The following is a 12,790-nucleotide window of genomic DNA, read 5'->3' on the forward strand; positions in this document are numbered from 1 at the left end:
ACCCTCCGTAACCAGCCATCGCAACTGACGGACAGTCAGATCGTGCCCAGAGCGTAGGCGGCACCGCCTTGTCGGTCCAGGGGTGCGGGGCTAGCCTGCTGTCGAGAGATCTGACTGGTCATCAGATAAAGCGCCGGCCGACAGGGCCGCCACAGGGTCATCAGACACAGCGGAGGGGAACCCCCATGACCGAACTGCCCCGGATCATCAGCGTCGACGATCATGTGATCGAGCCCGCCCACCTCTTCGAGACCTGGCTGCCGGAGAAGTACCGGGACCGCGGCCCCAAGCCCCTCACGGCGGGCATCGGGGAGCTGGCCTACGTCGGCGGGAAGTACCAGATCACGATGGACCCGGACGGCCCGCCCACGGACTGGTGGATCTACGAGGACCTGAAGTTCCCGTACAAGCGGAACATCGCCGCCGTCGGCTTCGACCGCGACGACATGACGCTGGAGGGCATCACGCGCGCGGAGATGCGGCCCGGCTGCTGGGACCCGGTGGAGCGCCTCAAGGACATGGACCTCAACCACGTCGAGGCCAGCCTCTGCTTCCCGACCTTCCCGCGGTTCTGCGGGCAGACGTTCGCCGAGGCGCACGACAAGGAGGTCGCCCTGGCCTGTGTGCGCGCGTACAACGACTGGATGGTCGAGGAGTGGTGCGGCGACAGCGGCGGCCGGCTCATCCCGCTGTGCATCATCCCCCTGTGGGACATCGATCTCGCGGTCGCCGAGATCGAGCGCAACGCCGCGCGCGGCGTGAAGGCGGTGACCTTCTCCGAGATCCCGACCCATCTGGGCCTGCCGTCCATCCACTCCGGTTACTGGGACCCCTTCTTCGCGGCCTGCCAGCAGACCGGCACGGTCGTCAACATGCACATCGGGTCGTCGTCGCAGATGCCCGCGGCGTCGCCCGACGCGCCGCCCGCCGTGCAGGCCTCGCTCTCCTTCAACAACGCCATGGCGTCGATGATGGACTTCCTGTTCAGCGGCGTGCTGGTGAAGTTCCCGCGGCTCAAGCTCGCCTACAGCGAGGGCCAGATGGGCTGGATCCCCTACGCGCTGGAGCGGGCCGACGACGTCTGGGAGGAGCACCGCGCCTGGGGCGGGGTGCGCGACCTGATCCCCGAGCCGCCGTCCACCTACTACTACCGGCAGATCTTCTGCTGCTTCTTCCGCGACAAGCACGGAGTGGCCTCCCTGGACGTCGTCGGCCGGGACAACGCCACCTTCGAGACGGACTACCCGCACGTCGACTCGACCTTCCCGCACACCAAGGAGGTCGCCCTCGACCACGTCAAGGGACTGGACGACGAGACGGTGTACAAGCTCATGCGCGGCAACGCCATCCGCATGCTCGGTCTGGACCTGGACGCATAGCCGTGGACCTCACGTACACCGACGAGGAGGAGGAGTTCCGCGCCCGCCTGCGGGAATGGCTGGAGAAGACCCTGCCGGGCCTGCCGCCCCGGCCCGACCCCGGCGACTGGCCCGGCCGCCGGGCGTACGACCTGGGCTGGCAGCGCAGGCTGTACGACGCCGGGTACGCGGGCCTGCACTGGCCCGTGGACGCGGGCGGCCGCGGGGCGACGCCGACCCAGCACCTGATCTTCCTGGAGGAGACCGAGCGGGCCGGTGCGCCCTATGTGGGCGCCAACTTCGTCGGGCTGCTGCACGCCGGGCCGACGATCGCCGCCGAGGGCACGCCGGAGCAGCGGGCGCGCTGGCTGCCGCCGATCCTGCGCGGGGAGGAGGTCTGGTGCCAGGGCTTCAGCGAACCGGACGCCGGTTCGGACCTGGCGGCGCTGCGCACCCGTGCCCGGCGGGACGGCGACGACTACGTGGTGAGCGGGTCCAAGATCTGGACGTCCCACGCCGAGGTCGCGGACTGGTGCGAACTGCTGGTGCGCACGGCGCCCGTCGAGGAGGCCGCGCCGAAGCACCGCGGCATCACCTGGCTCGCCATGCCGATGGACGCCCCCGGCATCACCGTCCGGCCGCTGCGTACGCTCGCCGGCTCCACCGAGTTCGCCGAGGTCTTCCTCGACGAGGTGCGTGTGCCCGTCTCCCACCGCGTGGGCGCCGAGAACGACGGCTGGCGGGTCACCATGGTCACCCTCTCCTTCGAGCGCGGCACGGCGTTCGTGGGCGAGGTCGTCGCCTGCCGGCGCGTCCTGGGCGACCTCGCCCGCGAGGCCCGCCGCAACGGCCGCTGGGACGACCCCGCCCTGCGCCGCCGCCTCGGCCGGCTGAACGCCGAGTTCCGGGCGCTGTGGCGCCTGACCCAGTGGAACGTGAGCGAGGCGATGGGGGACCCCGCGGCCCGGGGGAGGACGGGCGGGGTGCCCGGCGTCGGCGGTTCCGTCTTCAAACTGAAGTACTCCCACGCCCGCCAGGAGTTGTACGACACGGCGGCGGATGTGCTGGGCCCCGAGTCGCTGGACCTGTCCCGGGAGTGGACCCTGGACCGCCTCTCCTCCCTCTCGTACACCATCGCCGCCGGCACCTCGCAGATCCAGCAGAACATCGTCGCCGAGCGCATCCTCGGCCTGCCGAAGGACCGGTGACCGTGCACTTTCAACTCACCGATGATCAGCGCGCATTGCGCGGGGGGATACGGGAGCTGCTGTCCCGGCGTTTCGGCCGTGACGCACTCCGGGCCGCGGCCGACTCCGGCGGCACCCTGGACCGGGCGCTGTGGCGGGACCTCGGAGAGGCCGGCTTCTTCGCCCTGTGCCTTCCCGAGGCCGAGGGCGGTGTGGGTCTGGGACTGCCGGAGGCCGTCCTCGCCTTCGAGGAGGCCGGCCGGGTGCTGCTGCCCGGTCCCCTTGTCGCCACCCAGCTCGCGGCGGGCCGTATCGCGGGCGCCGCCGAGGGCACGACGGTCGTCGCGGCCGTCGACGGCACGACGGTGGAGTGGCTGGCCGCGTCCGACGTGCTGGAGGGGGACGCGAGCGGTGCGGAGCCGATGCGGTCGGTGGACCCGCTCACCCCCGTGCACCGGGTGCCGGCGGCCGCGCCGGGCGCCGGGGGACCGGCCGCCGCCACCGCCGCGCTGCTGACCGCCGCCGAACAGCTCGGCACCGCCGCGCGCGTGTGTGAGCTGGCCGTCGAGTACGCGGGCCGGCGGGAACAGTTCGGCCGGCCGATCGGCGCCTTCCAGGCCGTCAAACACCTGTGCGCGCGGATGCTGATCCGGGTGGAGCTCGCCCGGGCCGCCGTCTACGCGGCCGCCGTCACGACGGACCCCCTCGACGTCATGACGGCCCGGCTCCTCGCCGACGAGGCGGCCGTCCGCAACACCCGCGACTGCCTCCAGGTGCACGGGGGCATGGGCTTCACCTGGGAGTCGGACGTCCATCTGTATCTGAAGCGCGCCTGGATCCGTACGCAGCGGGGCGGCCCGGCCGCGGTGCGTGAGGAACTGTTGGCGGCGGAGCTGCTGTGAGACCGCCTCCGCCGCGCGGAAGGGGTGGGAACGGGCCGGGCACCGGGCACGATGACCGACAAGTCCACCTCGGTCACCCAGGGTCACGATCGGCGTCGATACAACCTCGTGTCCAAGGCGTGACAGTCACAACCTGGAGTCGCCGCCGGAACGGGGTACCGTGTGTTTTCGACGCCCCCGGCACGCGTCGCACAGTATGCCGCACGCGTACTCCTTCGCGCTGGAATATGCCCGAAGCGCTTGTTGGGGTGACTGTACGTCAACCATGCTGTCTCGTAAGGGGTTCACGTTCCGTGAGCGGAACGCGGCACGTGGATCCGTGGAGGCGCGAGGCGATGTGTCCGCCGGTTCGGATGGTGTGAGCGGTGCAGGTGCTTCAAGTGCAGCTGGAGGTCCGTCCCGACCCAGCGGAGGTGGGGCGCGCCCGGAGATGGGCGCGTTCACGGCTCGCGGGGTGCGGAATAGAGGCCGATGAACCACTCGCGGAGACGCTGATCCTGCTCGTCTCCGAACTGGTCACCAACGCGGTCGTGCACACCGGCTGTCCTGCCGTGCTGCGCATGCTGCTGCCCGGGGCGCCGGACAAGGCGCCCGACGGGCCGGACGGGCCGGACGAGGCCGACGCAGTGTCCAGGGAGACGGTGCGGCTGGAGGTCGCCGACACCAGCGCCCGCCCGCCCCGCCCCCGGCACGCGGAGGGCGACGACACCAACGGGCGCGGCCTGGAGCTGGTGGACGGCCTCGCCGACCGGTGGGGCTGGCAGCGCGAGGGCGCCGGCAAGCGCATCTGGTGCGAGGTCGACCGGTGCGCGCCGCACGTGCGCGGCACGGCGGCGTACGGAGACCTCGCCTACGAAGCGGTCTAGGTCCCTGTGCGCCCTGGGTGCACCACTGCGCGCGCCCTCACAAAACAGACATAACTGATAAATCACCGTCCGGGTGTTGACGTGTGGTGTCCGTTTGATCACGCTTGTGGGCAGCGATTCGTCGCGAGGGGACGCCGAGGGCTCCGGGGTCTGCCGGGTACGGCCCTCGACGAGTACGGGTCGTGACGCGGTGTCGGGCCCCTTCGGGGCCAAGTCGGGCTCCCGCCGCGGCCGGATGGCGGCACGTCGTGACGCGCTCGGGGCGAACTGCGGCGCGCCGCCATCGAGCGCCTTTGTGCCCGGAATGCCAGGCTTGTCATTCTTCTCAGAGAACGGCGACCGGTGCGACGGGAGTTCCGGTCGCACCGACGAACGGCTCGGGCATCGCGGTGAGCAGAAAGGCGTACCGCCGGAGTTCCGCACAGGCTGTGGACAACTCTTCGAGATTCCAGTTCTGGCCCTGGAGCATGCCCATCTCGACGAGGTCGAGCGCGTGCACCGGCAGCCACAGGTCCTCGATCTCCGGCGGGAAGATCTCGAAGGTGAGGGTGTCGTTGGCGACGGCGGCCACGTCGCGTGCGTGGAACCACTCGGGTGTGCGCACCGACAGCCCGGGCGACGGGTAGCCGTAGGCGTGCTTGTCCCCGGCGAGGTAGACCTGCACCTGCCCGGTCCGTACGAGCACGATGTCGCCGGCGTGGACCTCGACGCGGCCGAACTCCTCCGCCTCCGCCAGGTCCTCGGGTGTGACCGCATGGCCGCCGGGCAGCCGGTCGAGGCCCTTGGCGCGTGCCACGTCGAGCAGTACGCCGCGCGAGACGATGTGCCGCGGCTTGTCGATGCCGCTGAACCGGGCGCCGCCGTGCGCCGTGATGGTGTCCGCGGGGCGGCCGTTGTAGATCTTCCCCGAGTGGGACACATGGGTGAGGGCGTCCCAGTGAGTGGCCGTCTGCAGGCCCATGGTCACGGCGTCGTCGCTGGTCGCGACCGTACCGGGCCCGAAGAGCTCCTGGTTGATCTGGACCATGGTGTGCAGCGGGTTGACACGCCCCGGAATCACCCCGGTCTGGACGCCGTCCTGCTGGAGCGGCAGGGCGAGCGGCACGCGGAGCCCGGAGCGGACGGCCGTAGCGGCCTCGCGCACCACCTCGTCACCGATCAGGTTGAGGGTGCCGATCTCGTCGTCGTCGCCCCAGCGGCCCCAGTTGTTGACCCTTTTGGCGATCTCGTGGAACTCGGCGGGCAGGGAGGGGGTCCCTGGCGCGACTCCCGGTGCGGCTCCTGGTGTATCGGCTGACATGAGTCCTCCCCGGGGCTTGTCTTCCGGTGTCCGGCGGGCCGTAGAATCGGCGTCAGCTGAATCTAACGGTCCGTCAGAAACCACGGGAAGGGGCCGGACGTGGGGAACTTCTTGGCAGGCAGGGCCGTCGCCGTGACGGGTGCCGGACGAGGCATCGGGCGCGCGGTCGCGCTGGCCTGCGCCGCCGAGGGCGCGAAAGTCGTCGTCAACGACTACGGGGTCTCCATCGAGGGCGGCGAACCGACGAGCGACGTCGCGTCGGAGGTGGTGAAGGAGATCGAGGCCGCCGGCGGGGAGGCCGTCGCCGTCGCCGACGACATCTCGACCATGGCGGGCGGGCAGCGGGTCGTGGACACGGCGCTGGAGAGCTACGGGCGCATCGACGGAGTGGTCTGCGTGGCCGGGATCCTCCGTGAGCGGATGCTCTTCAACATGTCCGAGGAGGAGTGGGATCCGGTCGTCGCCACCCATCTGAAGGGCACGTTCACGGTGTTCCGGGCGGCCTCGGCGGTGATGCGCAGGCAGCGCTCCGGCACGCTGATCGGCTTCACCAGCGGCAACCACCAGGGGAGCGTGGCGCAGGCCAACTACAGCGCGGCCAAGGGCGGGATCATCTCGCTCGTGCGGAGCGCCGCGCTCGGGCTCCACAAGTACGGGGTGACGGCGAACGCGGTGGCGCCGGTGGCCCGTACCCGGATGTCCGCGAACGTCCCCATGGAGCTGAAGGAGATCGGCGAACCGGAGGACGTGGCGGCCCTCGTGGTCTACCTGCTGTCCGACCGGGCCGCCGCGGAGCGCATCACCGGCCAGGTGTACACGATCGCCGGCCCCAAGATCGCGGTCTGGGCCCAGCCGAGGGAGCTCCGCGCCGCGTACGGGGAGGGCCCCTGGACCCCCGACCGCATCGCCGACTTCCTGCCCGGCACGGTCGGCACCGATCCGATGCCGATGCTCGCGCAGCTGGAGGCGATGGCGAAGGCGGCGGCTTCGGGGGAACGGCCCAACACATAGCGCCCGGCGGTCGCGCGGGGCGGCGCGGTGGACGCGCACGCCCCGCCGGACGGGGCGGGCGGACGGGAGGAGACGCGATGTGGGATCCGGGGAGCGACGACGGGTTCCGGGCGGAGGCCCGGGGGTGGCTGGCCGCGCGGGCCGGCGACTGGGAGCGCCGCGCCTGGGAGCGCGAAGTGGGCCGCGGCGGATGGATCGGCCTCGGGTGGGGCACCGAAGGGTTCGGCAACCGGGCAGCCCCGCTCGGCCACCAGGTGATCTGGGCCGAGGAGTACGCCCGGGCCGGCGTCCCGCCCCGGTGCGGGCACATCGGCGAGAACCTGCTGGCCCCGACCCTCGTCGCCCACGGCACCGAGGAGCAGAAGCAGCGCTTCCTCCCCCCGATCGCCCGCGGCGACGAACTCTGGTGCCAGGGCTACTCCGAGCCCGGCGCCGGTTCCGACCTCGCCGGGGTACGGACCACCGCGGTCCGCGCGACCCCGTCGGCGTACCGCATCACCGGTCAGAAGATCTGGACCTCGCTCGCCCACGAGGCCGACTGGTGTTTCGTCCTCGCCCGGACGACGCCCGGCTCCCGGGGCCACCGCGGACTGTCGTTCCTGCTGGTCCCGATGGACCAGCCGGACCACATCGACGTACGCCCCATCCGGCAGATGACCGGCACCAGCGAGTTCAACGAGGTCTACTTCGACGGCGCCACCGCCCGTGCGGACCACGTCGTCGGCGGCGAGGGCAACGGCTGGCGCGTCGCCATGAGCCTCCTCGGCTTCGAACGCGGCGTGTCCACCCTCGCCCAGCAGATCGGCTTCGCCGAGGAGCTCACCGAGGTCGTCCGCGCCGCCGCGGCGTCCGGCGCCACCGCCGACCCCGTCCTGCGCGACCGCCTCGTACGTCAGTGGGCGGAGCTGCGCACCATGCGCTGGAACGCGCTGCGCACCCTGGGCGGTCATGCCGCCGGGAGCGCCGACCCGGGTGCCCCCAGCGTCGCCAAGCTGCTCTGGGGCCGCTGGCACCAACGCCTCGGCGAACTCGCCGTCGAGGTGCGCGGCGCCCGGGCCGCCGTCGGCCCCGCGGACTGGTCCGCGTCCGCCCCGTACGCACTCGACCCGCTCCAGCACCTGTTCCTGTTCAGCCGTGCCGACACGATCTACGGCGGCTCGGACGAGATCCAGCGCACCATCATCGCCGAGCGGGTGCTCGGCCTGCCGAAGGAACCCAAACAGCCGGAGAAGTCCGGGCAGTGACCGAGGGAGACCGGATGAGAGGCGTCGTCTTCGACGGCAAGCAGCCCCAGGTGGTCGACGACCTGGACGTACGCGACCCGGGCCCGGGCGAGGTGTCGGTCGCGATCGCGGCGGCAGGCCTCTGCCACAGCGATCTGTCGGTGATCGACGGCACGATCCCGTTCCCGGCGCCGGTCGTCCTCGGGCACGAGGGCGCCGGCGTCGTCGCGGCCGTCGGCACCGGGGTCACGCATGTCGCGCCCGGCGACCACGTGAGCCTGTCCACGCTCGCCAACTGCGGTGCCTGCGCCGACTGCGACCGGGGCAGGCCGACCATGTGCCGCAAGGCGATCGGCAGACCCGGCACCCCCTTCTCACGGGCCGGCCGGCCGCTGTACCAGTTCGCGTCCAACTCCGCCTTCGCGGAACGCACCGTCGTCAAGGCCGTCCAGGCCGTCAGGATCCCGGAGGACATCCCCTTCACCTCGGCCGCGCTGATCGGCTGCGGCGTCCTCACCGGCGTCGGCGCCGTTCTCAACCGCGCCCGCGTCGAACCCGGCGACACGGTCCTGGTCATCGGCACGGGCGGCGTCGGACTCAACGTCCTGCAGGGGGCCCGGCTGGCCGGGGCCCGGGTGATCGTCGCCGTCGACGCCAACCCCGCGAAGGAGGACGTCGCCCGCCGGTTCGGCGCCACGCACTTCCTCACCTCCACGGACGGGGTGCGGGACGTCCTGCCGACGGGCGCCGACCACGCCTTCGAATGCGTCGGACGGGTGGAACTCGTCCGACGGGCCGTCGACCTCCTCGACCGCCACGGCCAGGCCGTCCTCCTCGGCATGACCGCCCCGGACGCCGAGGCGAGCTTCGCGCCCGCCGCCATGTTCCTGGACAAGTCCATCCTCGGCTGCCGCTACGGCTCCTCCCGGCCGCAACGCGACATCGCCCGCTACGCGGACCTCTACCGCCAGGGCCGCCTGCTGCTCGACGAACTGGTCACGGAGACCTACCCGGTGGAGGACTTCACCAAGGCGGCGGACGACGCGCTGGCGGGACGGGTCGCCAGGGGGGTGCTGACGTTCTGAGGCGCGCGGACGGGGCGCCGGCCGGAAAACCGGTACGGCGATGTCGGTGCCGTCTCCTAACGTCGGTCCATGACCTACCGCGACCTCGCGACACGGCCCGTCCTGGCCTGGGCGGCCGTGGCCGTGGGCGGCCGCCTGCCCGTGGCCATGGCCCCGCTGGCCCTGGTCTTCCTCGTCCGTGAGCGCCCCGGCGGTTACACCATCGGCGCGGTCCTGGCCGCGGCCTATGTGATCGGCGAGATCGTCGGCGCCCCGCTCCTCGGTATGCGCATGCCCGCCGACCGGGCCCGCCCGCACATCGCGGCGGGCCTCGCCACCGGCGCGCTCGCGTTCGCGGCGCTCGGCGCGCTGCCCGACGCGCATCCGGCGGTGCTCGCGGTGTGCGCGTTCGTCGCGGGCGCCGGACCGTCCGCCACATCGGGCGGCCTGCGCGCCCTCCTCACCAGCCTCGTGCCCGAACACGCCACGGCCCAGGCGATGTCGTTCGAGTCGATGCTGGTGTCCGGCATCTGGTCGCTCGCCCCCGTCACCACCACCGGCCTCGCGCTCGGCGCGGCCCCCCGACTGCCGCTGCTGGTCGCCGGTGCGCTCATGGGCTCGGCGGTCGCCGGGCTGTGGCTGCTGCCGGCGGGCTGGGACGCCGACGGGAAGGACCGCGACGGCGAGCCGATGCTGCGCATCATGGCCGGGGCCTGGCCGCTGTTCGTGACCGGCGCGGCGGGCCTTTCCCTGCTCGCCCTGGCCGAGTTGGTGCTGCCCGCGTTGCTGGAACAGCGGGGCATCGCGGTCGGCTGGTCGGGACCGCTGCTCGCCGGGTTCTCCATCGGCTCGGCGGTGGGCGCCTTCGTGTACGGGCTGCGCACCTGGCCCTGGCGGCTGGGGACGCAGAGCCTGGTGCTGCTGAGCGGCGTCACGTCCTGCGTGGCCCTGGCCGCGGTGGTCCGCGGCACCGCCGCCCTCGCGGTGTGTCTCGTGGCCGCCGGGCTGCTCCAGGCGGGCGCGATGCTGACCCGGAACCTCCAGCTGCGCGAAGCCCTGCCGCCGAGCGCGCTGGCCGCGGGCTACTCGCTGATGTACGCGGCGGTGGGCGCGGGTTACGCGATGACCGGTTCCCTCGCGGGCGGTCTCCTCAGCGTCGTCGCACCGTCCACCGCGATCCTCGCAGGGGTCGGGCTGACCGTGCTCCTGATGGTCGCGGGGGCCGTCGGCGAACGGCGGATGCGGCCCTCCACCGGCCGGCCCGCCACCGGCGACGGGGGCTCCACCGGCCGGTCCTCCGGCGACGCGGCCCCCACCGGTGCGGCGCCCGACGACGGGACCACCGCCGGCCGCCCTGCCACCGGCCGGACCCCTGCCGCCCCGTCCGGGCCCTCCTAGGCCCGGTCCGTCTCGGCCGCGCTCCGTGACGGCGCGGCGGTCCGGAAGGTACGCCGGTACGCGGTCGGGGTGACCCCCAGAGCCGTCTGGAGGTGCTGTCGCATCGACTGGGCGGTGCCGAACCCGGCGTCCCGCGCCACCTGGTCGACCGACAGGTCGCTGGACTCCAGGAGCTGCCGGGCCCGCTCGACGCGCTGCTGGGTCAGCCACTGCCCGGGGCTGACGCCGACCTCCTCACGGAAGCGGCGCGTGAAGGTGCGTACCGACATGGACTCCTGCTCTGCCATGTCGCGCAGCTGGAGCGGCTCGTGCAGCCGCCCCAGGGCCCAGGAGCGCGCGGTCGCGGTGGTCGCGATCTGCGGTTCGGGGACCGGACGCCGGATGAACTGGGCCTGCCCGCCGTCGCGGTGCGGGGGTACGACGGTGCGGCGGGCCACTTCGTTGGCGACGGCGGTGCCGTGGTCGCGGCGCACGATGTGCAGGCACAGGTCGATGCCGGCGGCGACCCCGGCCGAGGTGAGGACGTCGCCGTCGTCGATGAACAGCACATCCGCGTCGACCGCGATCTGCGGGAAGAGCCGCTGGAAGTGCTCGGCCGAGGACCAGTGCGTGGTCGCGGGCCGCCCGTCGAGGAAGCCCGCGGCGGCCAGCACGTAGCTGCCCGTGCAGATCGACACCAGCCGGGTGCCGGGGCGCAGATGCGTGAAGGCGGCGGCGAGTTCGTCGGTGAGGCGGCCCTCGTCGAAGACGGGCCCGAGTTCGTACGAGGCGGGGACGACGACGGTGTCGGCGGTGGCCAGGGCCTCGGGGCCGCGCTCGACGAGGATCGCGAAGTCGGCGTCCGTCCGTACCGGCCCGGGCGGGCGGACCGAGCAGGTCACGACGTCGTACAGGGGCCGCCCCGCGGAGTCGCGGGCGAGGCCGAAGATGCGCCGGGGGATGCCCAGCTCGAAGGGGAGCAGCCCGTCGAGGGCGAGGACGACGACGCGGTGCAGGCGCGGGTCGGTGCACTCCGTGGTCCCATCGGTCATGGCCCGATCCTAGCGAATGCTGTCCTTCGGGCCACTCGATCGATGTGATCCGGCCGGTGAGGCTGTATGACGTGACGCCGACAACTTCTCCCGCAGCGGTCCCCGCCACCTCCGATCCGTCCCCCGCCGGCCCCCGGCGCCCCCGTGTCCACCGCGCCTGGTTCGTCGCCGCCGTCACCTTCGTGACGATCACCGGCGCCGCGGCCTTCCGGTCGCTGCCGGGCCTGCTGATCGACCCGCTGCACCAGGAGTTCGGCTGGTCGCGCGGCACGATCGGGCTCGCCGTCTCGGTCAATCTCGCGCTGTACGGTCTGACGGCGCCCTTCGCCGCCGCGCTGATGGACCGGTTCGGCATCCGCCGCATGGTGGCGCTGGCGCTGGTGGTGATCGCGCTCGGGTCGGGCCTGACCATCTGGATGACGGCCCCCTGGCAGCTGCTGCTGGGCTGGGGTCTGCTGGTCGGCCTGGGTACGGGCGCCATGGCGCTCGCCTTCGCCGCGACCGTCACGAACCGGTGGTTCACCGAGCGGCGGGGCCTGGTCACCGGCGTCCTCACCGCCGCGTCGGCCTCCGGTCAGCTGATCTTCCTGCCGGTGCTCGCCTGGATGCTGCAGACGTGGCACGACTGGCGGCCTGGCGCGGCCACGGTCGCCCTGGCGGCGCTGGTGGTCGTCCCCTTCGTCTGGCTGCTGCTGCGCGACCACCCGGCGGACGTGGGGCTGAAGCCGTACGGATCAACGGAGTTCGTGGAGAAGCCGGCGCCGGTGCCGGGTGCCGCGCGGCGTGCGGTCCGCGTGCTGGTCTCCGCGGCCGTCCCCCGGTCCCGGGCCCGCTCGGGCGAGGGGCCGTCGGTCGCCCCGTTCTGGCTGCTGGCCGGCACCTTCGCGATCTGCGGCGCGTCCACGAACGGCCTGGTCCAGACGCACTTCGTGCCCGCCGCGCACGACCACGGCATGCCGGTCACGGCGGCCGCGTCGCTGCTCGCGGTGATCGGCGTCTTCGACGTGGCCGGGACCATCGCCTCCGGCTGGTTCACGGACCGTTTCGCACCGCGCCGTCTGCTCGCGGTCTACTACGCCCTGCGCGGTGTCTCGCTGCTCTTCCTGCCGATGCTGCTGGCCCCGTCCGTGCACCCGCCGATGCTGTTCTTCATCGTCTTCTACGGCCTCGACTGGGTGGCCACCGTGCCGCCGACCATCGCCCTGTGCCGCGAGCACTACGGCGACGACAGCGCGATCGTCTTCGGCTGGGTCCTCGCGTCCCACCAGGTGGGTGCCGCGCTGGTCGCCTTCCTCGGCGGCGTGGCACGGGACGTGTTCGGCTCGTACGACATGGTCTGGTACGCCTCCGGGGCGCTGTGCGCGGCGGCGGCGCTGATGGCGCTGGTGATCCGGCGGGGACCGCGGGCGGCGGCGGTCTGACCCGCCCGGGACCGGGCGGGGGGCCCCGC

11 protein-coding genes are annotated in these 12,790 nt (G+C 72.7%); 9 read left to right on the plus strand and 2 right to left on the minus strand.

Going from position 1 to position 12,790, the window contains the following annotated elements; translation table 11 throughout:
• Window positions 1-185 precede the first annotated feature (185 nt).
• The 4 genes from ACWCP6_RS07020 to ACWCP6_RS07035 all read left to right on the plus strand — a co-directional run bounded on the left by ACWCP6_RS07020 (window position 186) and on the right by ACWCP6_RS07035 (window position 4,313).
• Entirely contained in the window at window positions 186-1,379 is a 1,194-nt protein-coding gene (locus ACWCP6_RS07020; protein WP_450931327.1) for an amidohydrolase family protein, read from the plus strand.
• A gap of 2 nt (window positions 1,380-1,381) precedes the next feature.
• Window positions 1,382-2,566, plus strand: coding sequence for an acyl-CoA dehydrogenase (locus ACWCP6_RS07025; RefSeq protein WP_450931328.1), 1,185 nt, complete (start codon window positions 1,382-1,384; stop codon window positions 2,564-2,566).
• A gap of 2 nt (window positions 2,567-2,568) precedes the next feature.
• The gene (locus ACWCP6_RS07030; RefSeq protein ID WP_450931329.1) at window positions 2,569-3,447 is read left to right on the plus strand and encodes an acyl-CoA dehydrogenase family protein; all 879 of its coding nucleotides are present in this window, start codon (window positions 2,569-2,571) and stop codon (window positions 3,445-3,447) included.
• Between the two features lie 365 nt (window positions 3,448-3,812).
• Entirely contained in the window at window positions 3,813-4,313 is a 501-nt protein-coding gene (locus ACWCP6_RS07035) for an ATP-binding protein (RefSeq protein WP_450931330.1), read from the plus strand.
• A gap of 325 nt (window positions 4,314-4,638) precedes the next feature.
• Here the strand turns inward: ACWCP6_RS07035 and ACWCP6_RS07040 are convergent, their stop codons facing one another.
• Window positions 4,639-5,613 (minus strand): cyclase family protein, encoded by a 975-nt coding sequence (locus ACWCP6_RS07040; RefSeq protein ID WP_450931331.1) that lies wholly within the window; start codon window positions 5,611-5,613, stop codon window positions 4,639-4,641.
• Between the two features lie 99 nt (window positions 5,614-5,712).
• On the opposite strand from ACWCP6_RS07040, the gene ACWCP6_RS07045 reads away from it, so the two are divergent.
• From ACWCP6_RS07045 to ACWCP6_RS07060, 4 genes are all read left to right on the plus strand, one after another.
• On the plus strand, window positions 5,713-6,624 hold the full coding sequence (locus ACWCP6_RS07045) for an SDR family oxidoreductase (protein ID WP_450931332.1): 912 nt from the start codon (window positions 5,713-5,715) through the stop codon (window positions 6,622-6,624).
• A 77-nt stretch (window positions 6,625-6,701) separates the two neighbouring features.
• Window positions 6,702-7,868, plus strand: a complete 1,167-nt coding sequence (locus ACWCP6_RS07050; RefSeq protein WP_450931333.1) for an acyl-CoA dehydrogenase family protein — start codon at window positions 6,702-6,704, stop codon at window positions 7,866-7,868.
• 14 nt (window positions 7,869-7,882) lie between these two features.
• A complete protein-coding gene (locus ACWCP6_RS07055; RefSeq protein ID WP_450931334.1) occupies window positions 7,883-8,932 on the plus strand; it encodes a Zn-dependent alcohol dehydrogenase in 1,050 nt (349 codons plus the stop codon).
• A 69-nt stretch (window positions 8,933-9,001) separates the two neighbouring features.
• Window positions 9,002-10,309, plus strand: coding sequence for an MFS transporter (locus ACWCP6_RS07060; RefSeq protein WP_450931335.1), 1,308 nt, complete (start codon window positions 9,002-9,004; stop codon window positions 10,307-10,309).
• On the opposite strand, the gene ACWCP6_RS07065 is transcribed toward ACWCP6_RS07060, so the two are convergent.
• Window positions 10,306-11,340 carry a GlxA family transcriptional regulator gene (locus ACWCP6_RS07065; protein ID WP_450931336.1) on the minus strand — a complete coding sequence of 345 codons (1,035 nt, stop codon included), beginning with the start codon at window positions 11,338-11,340 and terminating at the stop codon, window positions 10,306-10,308. The genes ACWCP6_RS07060 and ACWCP6_RS07065 overlap by 4 nt on opposite strands.
• 71 nt (window positions 11,341-11,411) lie before the next feature.
• Here ACWCP6_RS07065 and ACWCP6_RS07070 point away from each other — a divergent pair, with 71 nt between their 5' ends.
• Window positions 11,412-12,761 carry an MFS transporter gene (locus ACWCP6_RS07070; protein WP_450931337.1) on the plus strand — a complete coding sequence of 450 codons (1,350 nt, stop codon included), beginning with the start codon at window positions 11,412-11,414 and terminating at the stop codon, window positions 12,759-12,761.
• Window positions 12,762-12,790 lie beyond the last annotated feature (29 nt).

The sequence above is a fragment of the Streptomyces sp. NPDC002004 genome (assembly GCF_053593975.1).